Here is a 22,589-nt window from a genome sequence, read left to right as displayed (position 1 = left end):
AATTAATACGTGGTCTAACCACGTATTTATTTTTTTGGTTTTGCATTTAGATGGTCTTTGTAGTTGTTAGTAAAAGTATGAGTTCCATCATCACCAGTCAATACAAAGAATAAATAATCTACGTCTGCTGGATTAACAGAAGCAATTAAAGAACTCTTTCCAGGAGAAGCTATAGGTCCAGGAGGCAAACCTTTGTGAATATAAGTATTATAAGGAGAATCTACTCTTGTATCCTTTTCACTTAATACTTCTTTTCTCTCTCCTAAAACATACTGAACAGTAGCACATGATTGCAATAGCATTCCCTTTTTAAGTCTATTATGAAAAACCGCAGACATCAATTCTCTTTCTTTATCTACTTTTCCTTCTCTTTCAATAATAGAAGCTAAAGTAATTATTTCATTTAAAGAAATATCCATTTCCTTCATCTTTGGCTTAATTTCTTTATCATAAATCTTTTCAAATTCTGAAAGCATTTTTTCAATTAATTCTTCCTCTTTAGAATTAATAAATATTTCATAGGTAGAAGGAAATAAAAATCCTTCTAAGCTTTGACCATCCTCAAGTTCTTTCAAAAACAAGTGCTTGTCCTGAAAGTATTTTTTATCTGAAGTTAATTGTAAAAATCTTTCCTTGTTTACTAAACCCTCTTTAGATAACTTTTCAGCCATTTGTTTAATTTCATATCCTTCTGGTATTGTAAACCTAATTGTATTTTCACTACTTCTACCCTTAGATAGTTGACCTATAATAGTCTCTATGTCCATACCTGTATTTAACGTGTATTTACCAGCTCTCAATTTATTGCCAGCAGATTTATTTTTTACTACAAGTTTAAATATGAGCTTATTTCTAATTAGCCCATTTTCATAAAGAATCTCTGCAATCTTAGTAGTAGAACTGCTAGACGGTATTTCTAGAGTTATTTCTGTAGGAGCATTAGAATCAACAGCCGTAAGGCTCTTTTCATAATAAGAAACTCCTTGTGCAATAATTATTGTAATAATGAATAATACAATTAACTTAATTTTTATATTATTTTTCTTTCTTTTTCTTTTCTTTTTTGTAGTTTCCACTAGATAATCTCCACCTTTAGATTAAAATAGATATTTATCTATTTTATTATACTGTTTTCAGCCTATTTTTACAATAAGAATGAAAGATTATTAATAATCTCTGTAGCTAATAGCCTGTTCATAAACAAATAAAATTATACTGCCAAATATGGCAACAGACGCTAACTCTCCTCCTCCAATACCTAATACGGTATAAAAGTAAGGTACTCTAGTAAAAAATGATACCCAAATAGAAACTATAAAACCGTTTAGTATTACAGGAGGCAGCATTCCCATTATTTTATTAGGCATTTTTCTTGTAAGATATGCGGATAACAAAGTGACCAAACTACCTCCTAAAATATCTAATAATCCAAATCCGGAATATGCGGCCAATAATAAATTAGAAAGTAAACATCCTACAAACAGCCCAGGTATAGCTGCGCTCTCAACTAAAGGTAGTAAAGTCAACCCTTCTGCTATTCTTAATTGTATTGGACCAAAAGTAAGATTTGCTAATGGCAAGGGTAGTAGCTGTAGAATGACTAGAACAATATAAATTGCAGCTATTAAACTAGCTTTAGTTAAATATTTTATATTCATCTTAACCTCCTATCATCATACTCCTAAATCAATATCTACAGCTTAGAAGAATATCATTGATATCCTTCATAAGCTGTGTAAACCTTAACTCTGCCATAAAAAAATTCTTTATATCAGAATTTAACATTAGGATTTCTTCAAGTTTTGTAGTTTTTTCAATTTCTTCTTTAGGGATTTCTTTACCCGAAATCTGAGCCATTTGTAATTGAACCACTTTTATCTAAAATCTTAATTATCTTTTTATTCTCTTCATCTTTATACGCTACCTCTAATTTTCCCTTATATTCTTTGTATTCATTAGATCCTTTCAAAGCATTGGTTAATCTATTGATCTTATCATATACCTTTACATTATAACCTTTCTACAACTTTAATATCATTGGTAATAAGAGAGGAACGCTCATTGTACAAATAACTCCTGTAATAAAAGCTATAATAGTAGTTTGTGAATCTGTAGCTTCAGATATTACAGGTAAAGATGTGTCCATTGCCGTTGCTCCACAAGAAGCAATACTCTCTAAACTCCCTATATACTTTGCTACCATCGGTATGGTTATTAAAGCTATTATCTCTCTAACTACATTAGCTATGAACGCTAAAGCACTAAGTTCTGTAGAATAGTTAGCTAAAAGCATAGAGGATAATGTATACCAACCCAGTCCAGCACCTACAGCACCAGCTTCATTCAGAGGCATTCTAAGTATAATTCCTGCCACTATACTGCCTGATATACTACCAATAATAACGGCTAAAGGTACTAATAAAATCTTGAAACCAATGTTTTTAATTTTAATAAAAACATCTTTATGTTTTCCTATATCTATACCAACAAAAAATAATAATAAGCATAATCCAATATCAATAATAATATCAGTGCTTGCAAAAAAAGTAGGAGGCAAAAAGAAATATCCAGCTCCTATCCCTAATATAACTGAAATAAATATTTTAAGACTCAATTTTATCCTCCTTTACTATAATATATTTACTTATTAAATGAACAAATAATATACTGAAAGAAACGGTAAAAATACTAATTATTGTTGCCTTTAATCCTATGGAGAAAAATGTAGATATCACTTTTTCATCTATTCCAATTCTAATTCCCATTATAAAAAGTAAAAACAATAAACAAATATTTTGAATAGTATTTAATCTAGCTTTTAATCCCTCACTTACCTTATCCCTGTATCCTATTATTCCTCCAATTGATAAAATTACTAAATAGATTAATAGCCTAAGCCCCATTTTATCCCCCCTCAGCAATAACAAATTCTTATTTTAATATTATACCATGTTTAAATAATATAAAAAAGCATCCTATAGAGACATATTAGATTAGGAAAAACCTTTTTAATTTGTATTTAAAGAATCCCGGTATATTTTAATATACCGGGATCTCCTTAAACTTCCATAATTATCGGTAAAATCATAGGATTTCTCTTAATTTTTTCATAAAGATGACTTCTTAAAACTTCTCTTATACTTGATTTTAAAGTTGCCCAATCAGTTATATTTTTCTTCTCACATTCTATTAATACATTCTTTACTATACCTCTAGCCTCTTCCATTAGGTCTTCTGATTCTCTTACATATACAAAACCTCTAGAAATAATATCCGGACCAGCTATAACACTACCGTCTTGTTTACTGATAGTAACAACTACTACAATCAACCCATCTTCGGATAAATGTTTTCTATCTCTTAATACAATATTACCTACATCTCCAATTCCTAGTCCATCTACTAAAATGTTCCCTGCAGGTACACTTTGACCAATGATTCCTGTATCCTTAGTAAATTCTACAACGGTACCATTATCTACAACAAAAATATTCTCTCTAGGCATACCTAAGCTTTCTGCTAATTCCGCATGTCTTTTTAGATGCCTATATTCTCCATGAACTGGTATAAAAAACTTAGGCTTTAATAAAGTATGAATTAATTTTAGCTCTTCTTGACAAGCGTGACCTGACACATGAACATCCGCTAAGGATTCATAAATGACTTTACTTCCCTTTTCCAATAGTTTGTTTATTACTCTAGAAATGGTTTTTTCATTTCCTGGAATAGGAGATGCAGATATAATTACAGTATCTTCTGGCAGCAACTCTATTTTCCGATGCTCAGAAGAAGCCATTCTTGCTAATGCAGACATAGGCTCCCCTTGACTTCCAGTAGTTACTAGTACTATTTCATTATTAGAGTATTTGCCCATATCATTAATATCAATTAATGTTCCTTCTTTTATTTTTAAATATCCTAATTCATAAGCTACATTTATAGTATTTACCATACTTCTTCCTGACACTACTATTTTCCTATTAAATAATTCTGCAGAATTTATTATTTGTTGAATCCTATGAATATTAGAAGCAAAAGTAGCTACTATTATTCTCTCTGCTGCTTTAGAAAATATATTATTAAAGGTATCTCCTACTGTCTTTTCTGACATAGTATATCCTGGTCTTTCAACATTAGTGCTATCAGCCAATAAAGCTAAAACCCCTTTGCTTCCAATTTCAGCAAAACGATGTAAGTCTATTACGTCATCATTTATTGGAGTAAAATCTATTTTAAAATCTCCTGTGTGAACTATTACCCCTACTGGAGTATGAATAGCCAAACCTACACTATCAGGAATACTATGACTTGTTTTTATAAGTTCTACTTCAAAGCAACCTAGTTTTATAATATCCTTTGGTTTAGCTATGTTCATAGTTACATTGTCTATCCTGTGTTCTTTTAACTTTGTTTCAACAAGACCTAATGTTAATTTAGTTCCATAAATAGGCAGATTCAATTTCTTTAATATATAAGGTAATGCACCTATATGATCTTCATGACCGTGAGTCAATACGATTCCTCTTATTTTCTCTCTATTTTTAAATAGATAAGTAATATCTGGAATTACTACATCTATGCCCAACATTTCATCTTCAGGGAAAGTTAAACCGCAATCTATTATAATAATATCATCTTTAAATTCGATAACTGTAATATTCTTTCCAACTTCTCCTAATCCGCCTAAGGGTATAATTCTTAATTTATTTGGTTTTCTCGACACTTTATCATCTCCTCTTTACTTTATCATTAATTTCTCCACTTTTTCCATTTTATATCCTTTATTTCTTGCTAAAAATACTTGAAAAAAATAAATCCCTCTTGGGATTTATTCTTTACATTCATTACAATACCCAAAAAATTTTACGTTGTGATCAACTATCGAAAACTTCCCCTCCTTTTGGATTTCTTCCTCTAAAGTTTCTAATAGATCTAATTTTACTTCTGTTACTTTTCCGCACTTTAAACAAATTAAATGATGATGATGATGATTTTCAGTACCATAGTTAATCTCATATCTGCTACATCCATCATCAAAGTTTAATTTATAAACTATATTTAATTTTTCAAATAATTGTAACGTTCTATAAACTGTAGCAATCCCTATTTCAGGATATTTAGTTCTAACCATATGATAAATCTCATCACAACTTAAATGTTCTTCATAATTGTTAATTATAACATTTAATATAGCTCTTCTTTGAGTTGTTAACTTGTAACCCTCTCTTTGAAGTTTTTCTTTAATCACATTAACATTAATATCCATTTTTTTCACCCGTCTATAATAAATATTAGAGATGCATTTATTGTTCAATATTGTAAGCCTTTTTCACAACTTTATCTACACTATTGTAACTTTTCTTTTTGTATCTCTTCATAAGCTTCTATAGCTTCTTTTAATTCTTCTTCATCATCAATTCCCATCAATATTGAATCTCCATTTTCATCTATTTCCATTCTCAAAATATAGGTAAGGCTTTCCATATCATCGGATGGTATTAAAGCTGCATAATCTACATCGTCTAATCCAAAGGTAGCCAATATGATAAACTCCTGTTCCTTTCCCATTTCATCTAATAAAATAATCTTATTATTCATTTAATTCACCATCCCTCTTTCTATCTAAATAAGTTTGCAAGATATAAGAAGCAGCCACCTTATCAATTACTTTTTTCCTTTTCTGTCTACTTACATCTCCTTGGATTAACATTCTTTCAGCTGCCATAGTTGTAAGCCTTTCATCTTCGTATATTATTTCTAGTTCAAATTTACTTTTAATCTTATTAGCAAATTTTATGACCTTTTCTCCTTGAGGTCCTAATGTACCATTCATATTTTTAGGTAATCCTACAACTACTTTAGTAATATTATACTCATTTATTATTGTTTCTAATGCTTTAAAATCCTTTTCATAACTTTCCCTTTTAATAGTAGTAACTCCTTGAGCAGTTAGCATTAAGAGATCACTAACCGCAACACCAATAGTCTTATCTCCCACATCTAATCCTATAATTCTCTCCATATCATTCTCCATCTATTAAATTACTTTTACACAAAATTCTGGACAGGTTTTAGCACAATAACCACATAATATACAATTTTCATTAGGTATAGCTCTTCCATCAATTACTTGAATTCCTCGTTGCCTGCATCTTTCAACACATCGACCACAGCCAATGCAATAGTCCGCTATGATGAGCTTTCTTTTCTTTTTTAAAAGTTTTTCTTTTAAATTTTCAGGAATAAATCCTTTTTCGAGTAGATTTATATTACTATCAATCTCTACCTTAGATTGAAGTCCTATAGCTATAGAATCAATAAAGGGTATGTTTTTAACATAATTAAAAGCTTCTTCAACTTCTTTAATTAAATGACCCCCTCCTAAAGGTTTCATGGCATAAATACCTTTACCCATATCGTGTATTACTTTTATGGCATTTAACATATCTTCAATAGTTCCATCTTGTATCCCAATTCCATATTTATTTACAATGGGATGGACTATTTCGATCTCATCTACTTCGCCAGCAGCCAAAACTCCTGCAACTCTATGGGTTGAAAGTCCAATACTTCTTATTTTCCCTGCTTCTTTTGCTTTAATGAAATATTCAATGGCTTCAAAATGACCCCTGATTGTATGAATACTCTCTTGTTCATGAAGTAAGAATATGTCTATATAATCCGTATCCAATTCTCTTAAAGCTAGTTCTAAACTTTCTTCTGCCATTTTTTTCGTGTATGCATAACATTTAGTCGTTATTACATAGTCATTTCTCTTTATACCTCTTAAAGCTTCTTTTATATAGATATAATTTTCATATATTTCTGCTGTATCAATAAAGTTTATCCCCTTATCATAAGCATATTGTATAAGGTAGGCTCCTTCTTCTACGGATAAATTTGCTTGAAAAGGAGTCATAGTCAAAGAGCCAAAACATAGCCTAGATACTTCTATATTTGTTTTTCCTAAAATTACCTTTTTCATTATTTCACTTCCTGCTTTTTTAATGTTCCTTCGTCTATTAGTTTAAATATTAATAATATTGTTAGCATATTCATAGATAAAGCAGATAATATTATTCCTGAATCATTTAATAAAAATCCACCGATACTTCCAGCTATCTCTGCCATTAAACCCATAAGTATATTTGTCCCAATATTGTTTTCTTTTATGTTGAAAAAATTACACAATAGAGTATAAATGGTTATATCTAATAACAGTAAATTAGTCCAAAACGAAGAACCAATTAACTTTATATTCATTAAGATCTTTCTAAATATAATATTATTAGCTATAGATAAGCCGTCTTCTTTTAATAGAATTAAAGTTTTTCCTAGATGAGTAGGATTTGGATTAACTTTTATATCAATATATCCCATTATTAAGATTACTATAATTATAGTAGTCCCAATAATAGCCAAACTCCTTATATTAATGTTTTTATTCAACATTTCCATTATATAATATAAAGAAGCTATAATTAAAGCCATAGTTCCGCCTACATTTGCACCTAACTTAGGATGTCCAACAACTACTATAGAAATAAAAAATAAACATATGGGCAATATCCTTGAATTATATTTATTAAATAAATAACCAGCTACTATACTTACAGACCCTAGTAATATTCCTACCATTTCATTACCTATGCCAAAATATCTAGCACCTATAATTGGATCATGGCTCAAAACAGAATATCTGCTAAGTTCACCTTTTAATATCAAATCTAAAAATATAAAAACTACATTTAATACCGAAACATAAAACAATACATTTTTACGTTTTAAGCACCATATAATTCCAGTATATACTAAAACTAAAGTTATTAAAACAAAAATATATTTTATAGTACTATTAGGCTTAAATAGAGAAACCATTAAAAAAATTAGTGGTATTCCGTACAAAAGCTGAAGTAATCCCTTTATTTTTCTTTTAATTCCTGTTGAAATTCGTATTTTAGCTAGCAAAAAACAATAGGTATTATTAAACCAATCATACATAAAACGCCGTAAGTAAGCAAAGTTCTAAATCTTACTTTTGAAGTAACATTAATTTGTTTACTCATTTTTATAATACCACTTAAATTATCGCATTTGTCAATTATCTCAATTGGATTTCCAGTCATATTATCTACAGGCCCATTTAAAAAGTTCAATATTGTAGGACCAAATCACCGGTATCTATTACTGTTAAGGAAGCATCATTAGTGATTTCATCTAATAGCTTTTCGTAATCAGTTTTTATGGAAAAAGGATATCGAATATCTTCTATAGTAATGTTATCTACGTTCCCGTAATCAATTAATCCTTTTGAATCCATAGGTATAAGTGAAGCAGTTCTTATGAATTCTTCTGGAATATCACTGTTACCAAATACAGCAGTTTTAAAACCTGCTTTATGAAGATTATCTCCTAAAGCTCCTATATAGGGCATATAAGTATTCTTTTTATTTACATTGTATAACTTACCGATCCCTAATTTCCTATAGCAAAATCTCCATTTAATAATCCATTCCTATTTTCACTATCTAAAGAAAAAAACTGACTACTCTCATTAGTAGCATAAGCTTTTCTAGAAGAATTTATGGTCATAAAGCTTTCAGGTCCTTTATATCCAGTTGTTCCTCTTACATTCATTAGCCCAATGCTTCCTTCATCTATTAATTTTTTTAAATTATCCATAATTTCAATATCAGTTAAAGTTAATCTATTAGTAATAACAATATAAACCTTATTAGCATGATTATCTTCTATTCCGTAGCTTACTTGGCTTATTAACATAATAGTTAGTACTAAAAATAACATTGTATTCTCTTTTTACTTAATCTCAATTTCTTCTCTCCTAAACTATTTCTCGTATTTTAGGTAGGATTTTAGCAATTCCTCTAATAATTCATCCCTCTCAATTTTTCTTATCATACTTCTTGCATTGTTATAACTTGTTATATAAGTTGGATCTCCTGATAATATGTATCCAATTACTTGGTTAATTGGATCATATCCTTTTTCCTCCAAAGATGAAAAAACGTTTAAAATAATTTCCTTCGCTTCATTTACGTTCTCTTTTGGTGGCTCAAATTTCATGGTTTCATTAAAATTATTATTCACACAAACACCCCCTACTATAGTTATACCATATCATGCATATGATATACAAAATTAGAAATAAATATTAGCCTAAAAGCCAATATTTATTTCTATAGTATTCTACTTAACTTGTTTTTTTATAATAGACGGAACGATGTTTAAAGCTTCAACTGCTTTAGAAATATCTTTGCCACCTGCTTGTGCCATATCTGGTCTTCCACCGCCACCGCCACCGGTAGCCTTTGCAACTTCTTTTACTATATTTCCTGCATGAACACCTTTTTCAACTATATCTTTAGTTACCATTGCAATAAAGAAAAGTTTATCTTCAAAAACACTAGCTAAAACAACTACTCCTGAGCCTAATCTATTTCTTATCTCATCTCCTAAATTCCTTAAACTATTCATATCCATACCGTCAGCTTTAAAAGTAATTAATGGTACTCCTTCTATATCAATTTTACTATTTAAAATTTCATCAGCTATGGAAGAAGCCATCTTTGATTTTAAAATTTCAATTTCTTTTTCTTTTTCTTTTATATCTTCAGCAATGGTCTTTATCTTTTCCACAATATCATTCTTATTAGTTTTTAATATATGTGTTATATCTTCCATTTCTCTTTCCATGTGTAGAATATAATCATATATGCCTTCTCCAGTTATAGCTTCAATTCTTCTAACTCCTGAAGCAATACTAGATTCACTTAATATTTTAAATAATCCAATATTTCCAGTATTATTTACATGAGTTCCACCGCATAATTCTTTAGAGTAATCTCCCATTTTGACAACTCTAACCTGATCTTTATATTTATCTTCAAACAAGCCTACTACGCCCATTTCTTGCGCATTCTTTAAAGATGTCTCTAAAGTTTTTATCTCTAATGCTTCGAATATTTTATTATTTACGATTTCTTCAATACGCTTTAAATTTTCTTTACTTACAGGTTCAAAGTGAGTAAAGTCAAATCTTAACCTATTAGGCAATACTACAGAACCAGCCTGATTTACATGCTCTCCCAAAACATCTTTTAAAGCTTTATGAAGTAAATGCGTAGCTGAATGATTTCTTCTTAAAGAATTTCTTCTACTTTCATCTACAGCTGCTATTACATTGTCACCTATTTTTACAGTTCCTTCTACTATATTAACTATATGAATTATTACATCATTTTTAGTATGCTTAGTATCTAATACTATTCCCTTAAAACTTGAATTTTCAATGGTTCCAGCATCTCCTATCTGTCCTCCGCCTTCAGCATAAAAAGGAGTTTCTTTTAATACTAAGATCCCCTCTTCTCCATCTTTAATTTCTGTTACCTCTTCATTATTTTTAAATACTCCTAAAACTTCAGTTTCAAGATAAACTTTTTCATACCCTTCAAACTTAGTTTCTAACCCCTTAAATATATCATGAAAATCATTATCTCCCCAACCGCTATTATCTCCTTCTTCTCTAGCTCTTCTAGCTCTATTTCTTTGTTCTTCCATATTTTTATTAAACTCATCTTCATCTACAGTTAAGTTTTTTTCTTCAAGAATTTCTTTTGTTAAGTCTAGAGGGAATCCGTAAGTATCATATAATTTAAAAGCTTTTTCTCCACTTAAAACAGTTTCTTTCTTATGAGCCATTTCATCTATATATTGTTCAAGTATACTTATACCTTGATGAATAGTTTCTTGGAATTTTTCTTCTTCTGCATATATAATTTTTTTAATTTGCTCTTCTCTTTCTTTAATTTCTGGATATTCTACTTTCCATGAATTAATAACAAATTCTACTATATCATTTAAAAATGATTTTTGTATTCCCAAAAGTTTACCATGTCTTGCGGCCCTTCTGATAAGCCTCCTTAAAACATATCCTCTTCCTTCATTGCTTGGAAGAACGCCATCAGAAACTAAAAAAGTCATAGCCCTACAGTGGTCAGTAATAACCCTTATAGAAATATCCTTATTAGGATCTCTTCCATATGTTACTCCACTAACTTTTTCTACCTGATTTAATATTTTCTTAATTTCACCTACTTCAAAAATGTTTCTTGCTCCCTCCATTATAGCAGTAATTCTTTCAAGACCCATTCCTGTATCTATATTTGGATTTGGAAGAGGATTATAATTACCTTTTTCATCCTTATCAAACTGAGTGAATACTAGATTCCATACTTCTACAAATCTATCACAATCACAACCAGGCTGACAACTTGATTTACCGCATCCATATTTTTCTCCTCTGTCTACGTAGATTTCCGAACATGGTCCAGAGGGTCCTACTTCTAACTCCCAAAAATTATCCCCTTTACCTAACTTTACAATTTTCTCTTTAGAAACACCAATATGTTTATTCCAAATATCAAAGGCTTCGTCATCTTCTAAGTAAACTGATACCCATAACTTATCCTTTTCAATCTCCATTCTTTCAGTTAAAAATTCCCACGCCCATTCAATAGCTTCTATCTTGAAATATTCTCCAAAAGAAAAATTCCCTAACATTTCAAAAAACGTAGCATGTCTATCAGTTTTTCCTACATTGTCAATATCTGGAGTCCTAATACATTTCTGACAAGTTGCCATTCTCTTACTGGGAGGAGTTTGTTCTCCTGTAAAATAAGGTTTTAAAGGAGCCATTCCTGCATTTATTAAAAGTAAACTTTTATCGTTTTTAGGTACCAAGGGAAAGCTTGGTGCTATTAAATGGTTTTTTCCTTTAAAAAATTCTAAAAATTCTTTCCTTATTCCATGTAACCCTATGTTTTTCATTAAATGTACACCTCTCTAGTTTAATTTTAATATTTCCTATTAGTTTATAAAGACTTTTATTAAAATATTTTAAATTAAGTTTACGTTAAGGAAAATCACTATTCCTATGTATTATAAAAAAGGCTTCTATTGAAGCATTAATATATTAAGGAAGCCTTTTTTGAAACCCATCACGGAAAGTTTAAATTAAAGAAAAATAGGACTTCCCTATGGGTTATAAAAAAACGTCCCTTCTTCAAAGGGACGAGCACACACGTTCCTATCTATATTTGGATTATAATTTAATCTGGTTTATTTGTCAACAAGGTTAGTCTCTATTTATCGAATATATCAGGTTTTCTAAACTTTTCAAGAAGATAAGCATAAAGTATTTTAAATATGGCTACTACTGGAATTGAAAATATCATTCCCAGAACACCGAACATACCTCCACCAATAATAATAGCAAGAAGTATAGTTATCGGATGGATTCCTGTACTGTCACCAATTATTTTTGGAGCTAATATATTATTTTCAACCCATTGAATAACTAGGAAAAATATACTAACCCATAAAGCCTTTATAGGACTTTTCAGAAATGCAAAAAACACTGCTGGTATAAATCCTAAAAAAGGTCCAAAATACGGAACAATATCTGCTATTCCTGTAATAAATCCAGTAACTACTGCAAAGTCAACACCAAGAATGATTAACATTATCGTAGTAGCTACCCCCACATATAAAGCCATCAAAAGTCTTCCTCTTACAAATTGACTCAAAGACCTATCAATTTGAATAAAAAGATTCTTTATATCATTTCTGTATTTTTTAGGTACAATCAACAATAACCTACTTTTAAAATAATCCTTATCTGTTAAAAAATATAAGGTTAATATAGGAATCATAATAAGACTAATGACTTTAGAAAAAGTATTTAAAACTCCATCGAAAAATCGTTTTAAGCTGTTTAAAATTACATTTTCAATTCCAGCGATATTTTCCATTACTATTTCTTCAATCCTTTGAAAAATTGGAGGAAAGTCACCCGTTCTTAAATAATATTTAATGTATAATTCATCAATTGCTTGAGATGCTTGCTTGAAATAAGAAGGCAAATTCACTACTAAATTTTTTAATTCTTTTCCTGTCTTTGGAATTACCAAAAAGGATAGTATAAAGATAACTCCTAATATTGCTAAATAGACAATAAGAACTCCCCATACTCTTTTTATCTTTTTTTTCTCTAAAAAATTAATAATCGGATTAAATAAGTAAGCAAGTACGGCCGATATAATTATAGTAAATATAGTATCAGATAGTATACTATATTTCTTTGTTAGAGTATAAAAAAAATATAGTATCAACATAGAAGCTAATAAAGGTAAAACTCTCTTCTTTTTTACCTTTATTTTTTTATTATCTTCAACAAAATTATTTCCTATGTTTATTAAATAATAAATTATAAGTACTAATAATAAAATCAATAATACCCATACTGTCTTATTCATAAATGTTGGTGGGCTATTAAATGTCATTACACTTGTCTCCCCCTTTTTTAAACTTAGATAGGCAGCTTTAAGCTGCCTATCCCCAAAATGAACTTATTCCATCTCTTAACGTTGTAGTAGCTCTTCTAGCACTTTTCATCATCTTTCTTCTTTGCATTGGAGTCATTTTAGTTCCAAAATACATTCCAACTGAAGCACCAAGCAAAGATCCCCAGAAAGCACCATTCCTAAATCCATTATTATTCATCATTTATATCCTCTCCTTTACTTATTCTATGATATATTTTGTCACAAAATCCATATTCTAATTCTATTAATTTTTTCTAACCTTAGTTATTTTTACTAATATTAGATTTATCTTTATCAGATATGAAAATAGAATTTTCTTTAATAATATTATGGTAAAAGAGAGGTATAAAATTTCTTCCTTGAGTAAAGTCTTCAAATATTCCCTCTGTTATTATAAACCCTAAAATACTTCCATCATTTACATCAATAATTATATCCTTAACAAATCCAACACATTCACCTTTTTCAGTTTTAATTTCTTTATCTAAAAAATTAAAAGGTTCAATTACACTTATTTCTGAATTTTCTTTAGTCCAATTCTTATTATCAATATATACTATTTGATCTTCCAGAGATACCATAGCATCACTAAGTAATATTGGAAATTTATTTTTAATTAAATTCTTATTTTTTACGATTAAGTGAGTTACTTTTCTATAGTTACTATCATAAGCCGTATCTACAATGTCCCCTATAACTTCATGCGAATCCTTTTCCACTAGCTTCATCGTAACTAATTCTTTATATCTAACCATTAAAATACCCCTCTTCAATAATATTCCTAAATATATTATTCCATATTAAAAAACTATTATTAAGTTAAATATAACCACTTTTATTATTGAACAGGAAAATTAATTTAAAATTATAATTCTTCTAGATGATGATCATGAGGATCTTCTTCTGGATTAAAATCCTCCAATCCTTCTATATGAACATTATGTTTTTTAGAATAATCTAATAATGCTGCCTTAATTGCTTGCTCTGCTAAAACAGAACAATGCATCTTTACTGGTGGCAATCCGTCTAATGCATCGGCTACAGCCTTATTAGTTAAGTTCATAGCCTCATCTATAGTTTTCCCTTTAATCAACTCCGTAGCCATACTAGAAGATGCAATTGCAGAACCACATCCAAAAGTTTTAAACTTAACATCTACTATAATTCCATCTTCAATTTTTAGATACATTTTCATAATATCTCCACATTTAGCATTTCCTACCTCACCGATTCCCTCAGCATCTGGTATTTCTCCAACATTTCTTGGATTTTTAAAATGTTCCATTACCTTTTCTGAATACATTTATTTTTCCTCCTTTATCTTGTCGTATAGTGGTGACATTAATCTAAGTCTATTTACTATTTCAATTAATTTTTCTACTACATAATCTACTTCTTCTTCACTATTAAAATCTCCTAATGTTAGTCTTAAGGAGCCATGTGCTATTTCATGAGGCAATCCTATAGACAGTAATACATGAGATGGATCTAAAGTACCAGAAGTACAAGCAGACCCACTTGAGCCAGCAATACCTTCCATATCTAAACTAAGTAACAAGGACTCACCTTCAATAAATCGAAAGCAAAGATTCACATTTCCTGGTAACCTATTTGTGGAATGACCATTTAATCTTACATAATCAATGTTCTCCATAACCTTTTTAATTAATCTTTCTCTTAAATTTAAAAGTTTAATGTTGTGTTCTTCAAAATTTTCATAAGCTAACTCTATGGCTTTTCCCATTCCAACTATTCCTGGAACATTTTCTGTTCCAGCTCTTCTATTCCTTTCTTGTCCACCGCCAGAAATTAATGGGTCTATTTTTACTCCTTGTCTAATATAAAGAGCACCTATCCCTTTTGGACCATAAAATTTATGTGCTGACATAGATAATAAATCTATATTCAATTTCTTAACATCAATTCTTATATTACCTATAGCTTGAACTGCATCTGTATGGAAATAAACCTTTTTTTCTTTAGCAATTTTCCCAATTTCTTCAATAGGCTGTATTGTTCCAATTTCATTATTAGCAAACATTATAGATATAAGTATAGTTTTATCTGTAATGGAGTTTTTAAGTTGCTCTAAATCTACAACTCCATATTCATCTACATCTAAGTAAGTTACTTCAAAACCTTGTTTTTCTAAATATTCACAAGTATGAAGTATTCCATGGTGCTCAATTTTTGAAGTAATAATATGATTGCCTTTAGATTTATTGGCAAAAGCAATACCTTTAATCGCCCAGTTATCTGCTTCAGATCCACCACCAGTAAAAAATATCTCCTTTTTATCAGCACCAATGGTTTTTGCCACCTTATCTCTAGCAACTTCAATAACATTTTTTGAAGCACTCCCTAAAGAGTATATGCTTGATGGATTACCATATTTTTCAGAAAAATATGGTAACATTTCTTCTAGGACTTCTTTTTTTACAGGAGTTGTAGCCGCATTATCCATATATATATACTTTTCCATTTTATTCTCCTCCTCAGCTTATAATTTACTTTTCATGTTTATTTGATCGTCAACCATATCTTTTAAAGTAATTGAATCCACTACTTCATCTATACTGTCTCGTATTTTAACCCAAACTAATTTAGTTACACATTTATCTTCCTTTTCACACTCAAACTCTTCATCAATTACACAATCTGAAGGTGCTAAATTTCCTTCAAGCACTCTTAGTATATTACCAACAGTAATTTCTTCTGGTGCTCTAGATAACATATACCCACCTTGAGCACCTCTAACACTGTTTAATAAACCTTCTTTTCTAAGAGTAGAAAATAATTGCTCTAAGTAACTCTCTGATAAATTTTGTTCATCTGCAACATATTTTAAAGGAATAGGACCTTCACCATAGTGAAGTGCTAATTGAAACATAGCTTTTAACCCATATCTGCCTCTTGTAGATAGTTTCATATTTCCACCTCTTTTTTAATCCCAACTATTTTAGTTGGTTTTCATTTATAAGTATATTATATCCTACTATTTCTGTCAACATTCAAATGTATTAAAACTTTTATTAGCAAATCTCATTTTTTTATAAAAAAAAGAAGAGCATAAGCTCCTCTTGCTAATCATCTGCAAATATGTCTTCATATTGAAGTGGGAAAAATACTGGAAATGGATGAACATCAAAGCCATCGCAAATATTTTCTGCGGCAAATTCAATACATGGTGGTGGTTCTGGGCAAAATCCAAATGTAGGAATTAATAATTGCACTTTGCCAACAACTTTTATTATTATAAATATACCTACAGCAAATGTAATATTTTCTCCAGTTATGATAGGCTGACCTAATATTTGTGAACTTGTTTCAACAACAATATTAAATTGGAATTCATCCCTTGCATCTGGTATGAACATCACAATATCCTCTTGAATATCAGGTAGATTTTCCTCCTTAATTGTTCCATCTTGCATAATTATTTCATATGGTATTCTTAATGTAAATCTAACTCTTCTAAAATGTGGTCTGTCAGGTAGGTCACTTACAACTAATGTTCCTGGTACTATAAATCCTGGTCTAAACCTTATAGTTTCAAAAGTATCACTTATCTGTGCCTCTATTGATGAAAAACATTCCCTATCTTGGCATTGAGCGTATACTTTATCAACCATAATGCAGTCTATTTCTCTAATGCAGTTTAGATCAAATTCCATTCTGCCATCAGAGTTATAAAAGTCTAAATTTTTTTCCATATTTTCCACTCCTTTTATTTAATAAATCCATTTCTACTTTCATATTATGAAATAGGGAAAGTTTTGTGATATTTTATTTTAAAAATAAGGAGGAAAAATATGATTATTAAATTTAAAGAATGTGAAATAATCAAAAATTCATTGAATCAATCTTTTAATTTTTACATAAATGATAAACAAAACTTAGTTTTTAATGAATTCAATGAAGACAATATCTGCATTAATTCTTCAATTATAGTACAGAATATATTAGACTTTTCTGTAACTATTGATAAAAATGATAAAATACATTTAATCTATTTACTTAAATATGGTGAACTAGTATATTGTATATACTTAGATAATAAGTGGAATAAAAATCCAGTTGCAAGATTAGATACTAAGTCTAATATTTATAAACATTTAAGTCTATATTTGCATGAAAAAAATATAAATATATTTTATTCTTTCACTAATTTAATAAATATGAATGTGTGGTCTATTGAACAAATAACCCAAAACTCAAATACATGGGAGAGAACAACTATTGCAAATATATTCTCGGAAAAAACTTTTACTCCTTTTTATATTGATAGTGATAGATTTGGAAACATACATTTAGCTTATAGAGCAAAAGATTATGATTCAAACCACATCTATTATACATTCTATAATATCTTTACAAAAACGTGGCTTCCAGTTCCTGAAAAAATTTCATCTTCTACTCTTAATAATACTCTACCTTATTTATTTATTGATTCTAAGGATAATGTCCACATCCTATGGTATAGCTTGAAAAACAATGATAATACTCTTATGCACAAACGTCTTTCATTTATGGGCCAAGAAAAATATAAGTGGAAAGAAATTACATTGCCTAAATTTATAATTTCTAATTATCTTTCTGTTATGATTGAAGATAATAATGTATTAAAAATTATATATATTGAAAATAACGAAATATGCTATCTTTTCTCAACAAATCATGGTGAGTCTTGGAATGTAGGACATAAGCATCCGCTGGATAGTTATCCTATTTATTTAATAAAATACTTTTATAATAATTTTTCAAGTGGTTCTAAATCAAAAATCAATTATTGTTATGGTAATGTAGATAATAATATTTATCTTTACTTTAACGATAGCTATATAAAAAATGAAGAAGCTCAACTGGAAGCTCTAAATGATAGAGATAGCTACGAAAATAAAGGGTCTGAAAAAGCTGATCAAACTAACACTGAAAATATTGAATTAATTGAACTAAAAGAATCTTTATTAGAAATAAAAAACCAACTTACAAATATTTCCGCTATCATGGAAAAAGATATTGAGCTATTAAAAGAAAAATTAGCAAGTACTTCCACTAATACGGAAAAAGATATTGAGCTATTAAAAGAAAGAGTATCAAACATTTCCACTACTATGGAAAAAGATTTTGAATTATTAAAAGAAAGAGTAACAAATATTGAAGAGGAAAAAAATAAAAGAAAATTCTTAGGATTTAAATAAGATGACTTTTATCTTGAATAATTTTTCTTCCATCTTTTTTCTCAATACTATATAAGTTTTTAATTTGTGTATCTATATTATATGCTGCATCTTTTACAATTAATAAATCTTTTAAATTTTTAAACTTTATAGAGTAATTACATCCAATGCCAATTGAAATAGGAGTAGGTATAAGTTCAAATCTTCTATATCCTAAATTTTCTAGCATAGAAAAAATTTGCATAGTATAATTTTTTGATTTGAAAGTGGCTATATAATAAATTTCCTCTTTCATAGCAGCCTCACCTTCCTTTTAATATAATATATTCTTAAGAAATTGTTTTGTTAAATATTATCTAAATTACCTTATGTATAAAATAAACGGCAATTAAAGTTTTTTAAAAATACAAAATCTGAGCTTAAATTTTGTATTCTTATATTGTTTAAGTACAATTTTTTAACTATACAGTATATTAAGTTACAGCAGCAATTACAGTTATAAAAAACTCATATTTATTATGACGTTATAAAGAAAAAGCTGTCTAATTCTAGAAATTACTTTCTATTTTAAGACAGCTCACTTGTCATAAAAGCTTCCTATTAACATCCATCACCTGCTATTAATGAAATTCCTCCTTGACTAACATTAATAGCTGATGCTACTGCTACTGCTGCTGTAGCTTCTACTGTTACTCTATAAGTACAGCAATTTGCAGGACATGCATTACAATCACATACTACAAAAGCAACTGGAATTGAAGATCCTATAGCCACAATTATTCCTTGAGGCAAGTTAAATGATTGTACTTCTACTTCATTTTGATTATCACAACGTCTAAATACTCTAAATGTTATTGTTATTGCACCTTCAAGAGCTACACTAAATACAATTATAGCTGAAATCTCTAACTGTACACATGGCTTTCTAAAACAACATAAATCTGTTACCGATATAGTTCCTATAGTTGTTGGAGTAACTACATCGCCTACAGCAATAATACCGATACTAGTTGCTCCTGTAATAGGATTACATCGAAATATAATTTTCTCAGATGCACAGTCTGCTTGATGACAACAGTCACAGTCATTTCTTTGGCAATCACATTGACACTTATGATATTTACTTTTGTTTCTACCATATATTAAGTTGTTAGAGTTAATTGACCTAAGAGTTCCATTAACAGGATAACAAGAGGACATATATATTCTCCTTTCTAGATACATCTAATTGTATATTGTTAATTATTAGTATATTAGTAAGCGAAAAGTTGGTTACCATAATATAACTATAAAATAAGCATTATATAATAAAATTATCTTAAACGAAAAATTTTTTTTAAAATACATTTAAATCCAAGTCTATACTAAATAAGAAAAGAGCTGTCTAGCTCTAGAATTACTTTCTATTCTAAGACAGCCCACTTGTTATGAAAGTTTTTTATTAACAACCCTCACCTGCTATTAATGAGATTCCTCCTTGACTAACATTAAAAGCTGATGCTACTGCTACTGCTGCTGTAGCTTCTACTGTTACTCTATAAGTGCAGCAGTTTGCAGGACATGCGTTACAATCACATACTACAAAAGCAACTGGAATTGAAGATCCTATAGCCACAATTACTCCTTGAGGCAAGTTAAATGATTGTACTTCTACTTCATCTTGATTATCACAACGTCTAAATACTCTAAAGGTTATTGTTGTTCCAACTGCAAGAGCTACACCAGTTGTAATTATAGCTGAAATCTCTAACTGTACACATGGCTTTCTAAAACAACATAAATCTGTTACTGATATAGTTCCTATAGTTGTTGGAGTAACTACACCTCCTATAGCAATAACACCGATACCAGTTGCTCCTGTAATAGGACTACATCTAAATATAATTTTCTCAGTTGCACAGTCTGCTTGATGACAACAGTCACAGTCATTTCTTTGGCAATCGCAGTCACATCTATGGCATTCACACTGGCATCTATGGCAATTACAGTCATCTCTGTCATATCTTAAATTACTAGGACCAGTTGGCCTAAGGGCTTTACCAATAGGGTAATAATACGACATATACATTCTCCTCTCTAGATATATTTAATTATTCATACTCATTATCAGTATATTAACAGCATCGTCTATGGCAATCACAATCGTGTCTACGGCATTCACATCTATGGCAATCACAGTCGTGTCTACGGCATTCACATCTATGGCAATCACAGTCATGTCTACGGCATTTATGTCTATGGCAATCGCAGTCATGTCTACAGCATTCATGTCTATGGCAATCACAATCATGTCTACGGCATTCACATCTATGGCAATCACAGTCATGTCTACGACATTCACATCTACAACATTCACATTCATCATCTCTGTCATACCTAAAGTTATAAGGACTAATTGGTCTAGGGGTCATATTAATAGGGTAGTAGTAAGGTAACATATATATTCTCCTTTCTAAATATATTTAATTGTGTACTGCTCATTATCAGTATATTAAGAGATGAAAAGTTGGTTACCATAATATAGTTATAAAATAAGTCATTACATACGTAATACAAGCATCTTAAACTAAGGAAAACTTCTTTGAAATGTATTTAAAGTCAAGCCTACACTAAGTAAATTCATAATAATTATTATATTATAAAAAAGAGCTGTCTAGCTCTAGAAATTACTTTCTACCTTAAGACAACCCCTTGTTATGAAAGTTTTTTATTAACAACCCTCACCTGCTATTAATGAAATTCCTCCTTGACTAACGTTAATAGCTGATGCTACTGCTACTGCTGCTGTAGCTTCTACTGTTACTCTATAAGTGCAGCAGTTTGCAGGACATGCATTACAATCACATACTACAAAAGCAACTGGAATTGAAGATCCTATATCCACAATTACTCCTTGAGGCAAGTTAAATGATTGTACTTCTACTTCATCTTGATTATCACAACGTCTAAATACTCTAAATGTTATTGTTGTTCCAACTGCAAGAGCTACACCAGTTGTAATTATAGCTGAAATCTCTAACTGTACACATGGCTTTCTAAAGCAACATAAATCTGTTACCGATATAGTTCCTATAGTTGTTGGAGTAACTACACTTCCTACAGCAATAACGCCGATACCAGTTGCTCCTGTAATAGGACTACATCTAAATATAATTTTCTTAGGTTTACAGTCTGCTTGATGACAGCAGTCACAATCATTTCTTGGCGGACAACAAGGTGACATATACATTCTCCTCTCTAAATATATTTAATTCTACGCGTAGTTTTCAGTCAGTATATTTAAATAAGCCTTATCTATACATTAGCATCCGCTACATCTACTTTGACATCTATTTCTTCTGCAACCACATATATTACTCTTACAACCGCAGCTATTACTTCTGCAGCCGCATCTGTGTTTTCTACAGCTGCATCTATTACTTCTGCAACCGCAGCTGCATTCATCATTACATCTAACTAAAACACTATAACTCAATGGTCTAGGGGGCATATTAATAGGATAATAATAAGGTAACATATATACTCTCCTCTCTAAATATATTTAATTGTATATTATTTATTATCAGTATATTAAGAGATAGGAAGTTAGTTACTAATAAGATAGTTATAAATTAAAAATTATATAATTTAAATAACCTTTTATTAATTAATACCATGTTAATGAAGAGAGTTCCAAGTTAATAAAATCTTTTTCGACATATAACTAAGTCGAATCTATCTTTTTTCAAAAAGAGTACACCCATCCTCTATAGGTGGGTGGTGAATTTTTACTTAGCTTTAGCTAAGTTTTTTCTTTTATTAGACTGCATAAGTAATAGCATTTATTGTAAAATCATGACTACTATACTATAATATTACTATAATTTTCTAAGAAAGGAGGATTTAAATGCCCCAAAAGCCTACTAAAGAAGTTTTGTTTGGTGTTCAAAAACAACAGCTTAAACATTTGTCTAAAGGTGAATATTTAGCTTTAAGAGAGTTATGCTTTTTAAGCAAAAATATGTAT

30 protein-coding genes are annotated in these 22,589 nt (G+C 29.7%); 1 reads left to right on the top strand and 29 read right to left on the bottom strand.

The features are described from left to right. Positions 1-26 precede the first annotated feature (26 nt). The 23 genes from mltG to KQI42_RS19585 all read right to left on the bottom strand — a co-directional run bounded on the left by mltG (position 27) and on the right by KQI42_RS19585 (position 17,116). On the bottom strand, positions 27-1,076 hold the full coding sequence (gene mltG / locus KQI42_RS19695; RefSeq protein ID WP_216522254.1) for an endolytic transglycosylase MltG: 1,050 nt from the start codon (positions 1,074-1,076) through the stop codon (positions 27-29). Positions 1,077-1,166: 90 nt separating this feature from the next. Further along, on the bottom strand, positions 1,167-1,658 hold the full coding sequence (locus tag KQI42_RS19690) for a QueT transporter family protein (RefSeq protein ID WP_216522252.1): 492 nt from the start codon (positions 1,656-1,658) through the stop codon (positions 1,167-1,169). A 28-nt stretch (positions 1,659-1,686) separates the two neighbouring features. Continuing rightward, the gene (locus KQI42_RS21560) at positions 1,687-1,857 is read right to left on the bottom strand and encodes a YlbF/YmcA family competence regulator (protein WP_216522250.1); all 171 of its coding nucleotides are present in this window, start codon (positions 1,855-1,857) and stop codon (positions 1,687-1,689) included. Next, positions 1,838-1,990 carry a hypothetical protein gene (locus tag KQI42_RS21555; RefSeq protein WP_425519810.1) on the bottom strand — a complete coding sequence of 51 codons (153 nt, stop codon included), beginning with the start codon at positions 1,988-1,990 and terminating at the stop codon, positions 1,838-1,840. Before KQI42_RS21555 ends, KQI42_RS21560 begins: the two co-directional genes overlap by 20 nt. Positions 1,991-2,020: 30 nt before the next feature. Continuing rightward, complete coding sequence (locus KQI42_RS19675) at positions 2,021-2,614, bottom strand: LysO family transporter (protein WP_216522247.1); 594 nt, start codon at positions 2,612-2,614, stop codon at positions 2,021-2,023. After that, positions 2,604-2,903, bottom strand: a complete 300-nt coding sequence (locus tag KQI42_RS19670) for a LysO family transporter (RefSeq protein WP_216522246.1) — start codon at positions 2,901-2,903, stop codon at positions 2,604-2,606. Before KQI42_RS19670 ends, KQI42_RS19675 begins: the two co-directional genes overlap by 11 nt. A gap of 155 nt (positions 2,904-3,058) precedes the next feature. Further along, positions 3,059-4,723: a ribonuclease J gene (locus KQI42_RS19665; protein ID WP_216522245.1), complete on the bottom strand. Its 1,665-nt coding sequence runs from the start codon at positions 4,721-4,723 to the stop codon at positions 3,059-3,061. Positions 4,724-4,828: 105 nt separating this feature from the next. Further along, entirely contained in the window at positions 4,829-5,266 is a 438-nt protein-coding gene (locus KQI42_RS19660; protein ID WP_216522244.1) for a Fur family transcriptional regulator, read from the bottom strand. Between the two features lie 80 nt (positions 5,267-5,346). After that, positions 5,347-5,598, bottom strand: a complete 252-nt coding sequence (locus KQI42_RS19655; protein ID WP_216522242.1) for a DUF1292 domain-containing protein — start codon at positions 5,596-5,598, stop codon at positions 5,347-5,349. Next, the gene (gene ruvX / locus KQI42_RS19650; protein WP_216522240.1) at positions 5,591-6,022 is read right to left on the bottom strand and encodes a Holliday junction resolvase RuvX; all 432 of its coding nucleotides are present in this window, start codon (positions 6,020-6,022) and stop codon (positions 5,591-5,593) included. The genes KQI42_RS19655 and ruvX overlap by 8 nt, the downstream gene beginning before the upstream one ends. Before the next feature lie 15 nt (positions 6,023-6,037). Beyond that, positions 6,038-6,985 carry an aldo/keto reductase gene (locus KQI42_RS19645; RefSeq protein WP_216522239.1) on the bottom strand — a complete coding sequence of 316 codons (948 nt, stop codon included), beginning with the start codon at positions 6,983-6,985 and terminating at the stop codon, positions 6,038-6,040. After that, positions 6,985-7,968: a hypothetical protein gene (locus tag KQI42_RS19640; protein ID WP_216522238.1), complete on the bottom strand. Its 984-nt coding sequence runs from the start codon at positions 7,966-7,968 to the stop codon at positions 6,985-6,987. The genes KQI42_RS19645 and KQI42_RS19640 overlap by 1 nt, the downstream gene beginning before the upstream one ends. Before the next feature lie 184 nt (positions 7,969-8,152). Next, positions 8,153-8,434, bottom strand: coding sequence for a hypothetical protein (locus tag KQI42_RS19635; RefSeq protein WP_216522236.1), 282 nt, complete (start codon positions 8,432-8,434; stop codon positions 8,153-8,155). Positions 8,435-8,475: 41 nt separating this feature from the next. Beyond that, positions 8,476-8,781, bottom strand: coding sequence for a hypothetical protein (locus KQI42_RS19630; RefSeq protein WP_216522234.1), 306 nt, complete (start codon positions 8,779-8,781; stop codon positions 8,476-8,478). Between the two features lie 66 nt (positions 8,782-8,847). Beyond that, positions 8,848-9,108, bottom strand: coding sequence for an IreB family regulatory phosphoprotein (locus tag KQI42_RS19625; protein WP_425519808.1), 261 nt, complete (start codon positions 9,106-9,108; stop codon positions 8,848-8,850). Between the two features lie 99 nt (positions 9,109-9,207). Further along, positions 9,208-11,847 (bottom strand): alanine--tRNA ligase, encoded by a 2,640-nt coding sequence (gene alaS / locus KQI42_RS19620; protein WP_216522232.1) that lies wholly within the window; start codon positions 11,845-11,847, stop codon positions 9,208-9,210. 314 nt (positions 11,848-12,161) lie between these two features. Next, positions 12,162-13,361 (bottom strand): AI-2E family transporter, encoded by a 1,200-nt coding sequence (locus KQI42_RS19615; protein WP_216522231.1) that lies wholly within the window; start codon positions 13,359-13,361, stop codon positions 12,162-12,164. Positions 13,362-13,410: 49 nt separating this feature from the next. Continuing rightward, complete coding sequence (locus tag KQI42_RS19610) at positions 13,411-13,584, bottom strand: hypothetical protein (protein WP_216522230.1); 174 nt, start codon at positions 13,582-13,584, stop codon at positions 13,411-13,413. 79 nt (positions 13,585-13,663) lie between these two features. Then, positions 13,664-14,158 carry a PRC-barrel domain-containing protein gene (locus KQI42_RS19605; protein ID WP_216522229.1) on the bottom strand — a complete coding sequence of 165 codons (495 nt, stop codon included), beginning with the start codon at positions 14,156-14,158 and terminating at the stop codon, positions 13,664-13,666. A gap of 110 nt (positions 14,159-14,268) precedes the next feature. Then, entirely contained in the window at positions 14,269-14,706 is a 438-nt protein-coding gene (gene nifU / locus KQI42_RS19600; protein ID WP_216522227.1) for a Fe-S cluster assembly scaffold protein NifU, read from the bottom strand. Then, the gene (gene nifS / locus KQI42_RS19595) at positions 14,707-15,885 is read right to left on the bottom strand and encodes a cysteine desulfurase NifS (protein WP_216522226.1); all 1,179 of its coding nucleotides are present in this window, start codon (positions 15,883-15,885) and stop codon (positions 14,707-14,709) included. A gap of 18 nt (positions 15,886-15,903) precedes the next feature. Then, positions 15,904-16,332 (bottom strand): RrF2 family transcriptional regulator, encoded by a 429-nt coding sequence (locus KQI42_RS19590; RefSeq protein ID WP_216522224.1) that lies wholly within the window; start codon positions 16,330-16,332, stop codon positions 15,904-15,906. A 154-nt stretch (positions 16,333-16,486) separates the two neighbouring features. Further along, on the bottom strand, positions 16,487-17,116 hold the full coding sequence (locus KQI42_RS19585; RefSeq protein ID WP_216522222.1) for a hypothetical protein: 630 nt from the start codon (positions 17,114-17,116) through the stop codon (positions 16,487-16,489). Positions 17,117-17,215: 99 nt separating this feature from the next. Here KQI42_RS19585 and KQI42_RS19580 point away from each other — a divergent pair, with 99 nt between their 5' ends. Continuing rightward, on the top strand, positions 17,216-18,604 hold the full coding sequence (locus tag KQI42_RS19580) for a coiled-coil domain-containing protein (protein ID WP_216522220.1): 1,389 nt from the start codon (positions 17,216-17,218) through the stop codon (positions 18,602-18,604). Here the strand turns inward: KQI42_RS19580 and KQI42_RS19575 are convergent. The 6 genes from KQI42_RS19575 to KQI42_RS19550 form a co-directional block, all read right to left on the bottom strand. Then, positions 18,597-18,878 (bottom strand): putative Se/S carrier protein, encoded by a 282-nt coding sequence (locus KQI42_RS19575; protein ID WP_216522219.1) that lies wholly within the window; start codon positions 18,876-18,878, stop codon positions 18,597-18,599. The genes KQI42_RS19580 and KQI42_RS19575 overlap by 8 nt on opposite strands. A gap of 305 nt (positions 18,879-19,183) precedes the next feature. Next, the gene (locus tag KQI42_RS19570; RefSeq protein WP_216522218.1) at positions 19,184-19,783 is read right to left on the bottom strand and encodes a DUF4489 domain-containing protein; all 600 of its coding nucleotides are present in this window, start codon (positions 19,781-19,783) and stop codon (positions 19,184-19,186) included. A 241-nt stretch (positions 19,784-20,024) separates the two neighbouring features. After that, complete coding sequence (locus KQI42_RS19565) at positions 20,025-20,645, bottom strand: DUF4489 domain-containing protein (RefSeq protein WP_216522217.1); 621 nt, start codon at positions 20,643-20,645, stop codon at positions 20,025-20,027. Between the two features lie 24 nt (positions 20,646-20,669). Further along, complete coding sequence (locus tag KQI42_RS19560) at positions 20,670-20,957, bottom strand: hypothetical protein (protein ID WP_216522216.1); 288 nt, start codon at positions 20,955-20,957, stop codon at positions 20,670-20,672. A gap of 336 nt (positions 20,958-21,293) precedes the next feature. Beyond that, entirely contained in the window at positions 21,294-21,806 is a 513-nt protein-coding gene (locus tag KQI42_RS19555) for a DUF4489 domain-containing protein (RefSeq protein WP_216522215.1), read from the bottom strand. A 71-nt stretch (positions 21,807-21,877) separates the two neighbouring features. Beyond that, positions 21,878-22,030, bottom strand: a complete 153-nt coding sequence (locus KQI42_RS19550) for a hypothetical protein (protein WP_216522214.1) — start codon at positions 22,028-22,030, stop codon at positions 21,878-21,880. Positions 22,031-22,589: the final 559 nt, after the last annotated feature.

Origin of the sequence: Tissierella simiarum (assembly GCF_018917865.1) — a bacterium.
Lineage (GTDB): Bacteria > Bacillota > Clostridia > Tissierellales > Tissierellaceae > Tissierella_C > Tissierella_C simiarum.
This window is presented reverse-complemented; position numbering and strand designations above follow the sequence as displayed.

Bases quoted from the DNA above. Each gene is read 5' to 3' on its own strand.
- KQI42_RS19690 (WP_216522252.1), bottom strand. From the start codon at position 1,658: ATGAATATAAAATATTTAACTAAAGCTAGTTTAATAGCTGCAATTTAT.
- KQI42_RS19660 (WP_216522244.1), bottom strand. From the start codon at position 5,266: ATGGATATTAATGTTAATGTGATTAAAGAAAAACTTCAAAGAGAGGGT.
- nifS (WP_216522226.1), bottom strand. From the start codon at position 15,885: ATGGAAAAGTATATATATATGGATAATGCGGCTACAACTCCTGTAAAA.
- KQI42_RS19550 (WP_216522214.1), bottom strand. From the start codon at position 22,030: ATGATGAATGCAGCTGCGGTTGCAGAAGTAATAGATGCAGCTGTAGAA.
- alaS (WP_216522232.1), bottom strand. From the start codon at position 11,847: ATGAAAAACATAGGGTTACATGGAATAAGGAAAGAATTTTTAGAATTT.
- KQI42_RS19610 (WP_216522230.1), bottom strand. From the start codon at position 13,584: ATGATGAATAATAATGGATTTAGGAATGGTGCTTTCTGGGGATCTTTG.
- KQI42_RS19645 (WP_216522239.1), bottom strand. From the start codon at position 6,985: ATGAAAAAGGTAATTTTAGGAAAAACAAATATAGAAGTATCTAGGCTA.
- KQI42_RS21560 (WP_216522250.1), bottom strand. From the start codon at position 1,857: ATGGCTCAGATTTCGGGTAAAGAAATCCCTAAAGAAGAAATTGAAAAA.
- KQI42_RS19570 (WP_216522218.1), bottom strand. From the start codon at position 19,783: ATGTCCTCTTGTTATCCTGTTAATGGAACTCTTAGGTCAATTAACTCT.
- KQI42_RS19635 (WP_216522236.1), bottom strand. From the start codon at position 8,434: ATGCCCTATATAGGAGCTTTAGGAGATAATCTTCATAAAGCAGGTTTT.
- KQI42_RS19655 (WP_216522242.1), bottom strand. From the start codon at position 5,598: ATGAATAATAAGATTATTTTATTAGATGAAATGGGAAAGGAACAGGAG.
- KQI42_RS19630 (WP_216522234.1), bottom strand. From the start codon at position 8,781: ATGTTAATAAGCCAAGTAAGCTACGGAATAGAAGATAATCATGCTAAT.
- KQI42_RS19565 (WP_216522217.1), bottom strand. From the start codon at position 20,645: ATGTCGTATTATTACCCTATTGGTAAAGCCCTTAGGCCAACTGGTCCT.
- KQI42_RS19585 (WP_216522222.1), bottom strand. From the start codon at position 17,116: ATGGAAAAAAATTTAGACTTTTATAACTCTGATGGCAGAATGGAATTT.
- KQI42_RS19575 (WP_216522219.1), bottom strand. From the start codon at position 18,878: ATGAAAGAGGAAATTTATTATATAGCCACTTTCAAATCAAAAAATTAT.
- KQI42_RS19605 (WP_216522229.1), bottom strand. From the start codon at position 14,158: ATGGTTAGATATAAAGAATTAGTTACGATGAAGCTAGTGGAAAAGGAT.
- KQI42_RS19580 (WP_216522220.1), top strand. From the start codon at position 17,216: ATGATTATTAAATTTAAAGAATGTGAAATAATCAAAAATTCATTGAAT.
- KQI42_RS19590 (WP_216522224.1), bottom strand. From the start codon at position 16,332: ATGAAACTATCTACAAGAGGCAGATATGGGTTAAAAGCTATGTTTCAA.
- KQI42_RS19615 (WP_216522231.1), bottom strand. From the start codon at position 13,361: ATGACATTTAATAGCCCACCAACATTTATGAATAAGACAGTATGGGTA.
- KQI42_RS19560 (WP_216522216.1), bottom strand. From the start codon at position 20,957: ATGACAGAGATGATGAATGTGAATGTTGTAGATGTGAATGTCGTAGAC.
- KQI42_RS19670 (WP_216522246.1), bottom strand. From the start codon at position 2,903: ATGGGGCTTAGGCTATTAATCTATTTAGTAATTTTATCAATTGGAGGA.
- ruvX (WP_216522240.1), bottom strand. From the start codon at position 6,022: ATGGAGAGAATTATAGGATTAGATGTGGGAGATAAGACTATTGGTGTT.
- nifU (WP_216522227.1), bottom strand. From the start codon at position 14,706: ATGTATTCAGAAAAGGTAATGGAACATTTTAAAAATCCAAGAAATGTT.
- KQI42_RS19555 (WP_216522215.1), bottom strand. From the start codon at position 21,806: ATGTCACCTTGTTGTCCGCCAAGAAATGATTGTGACTGCTGTCATCAA.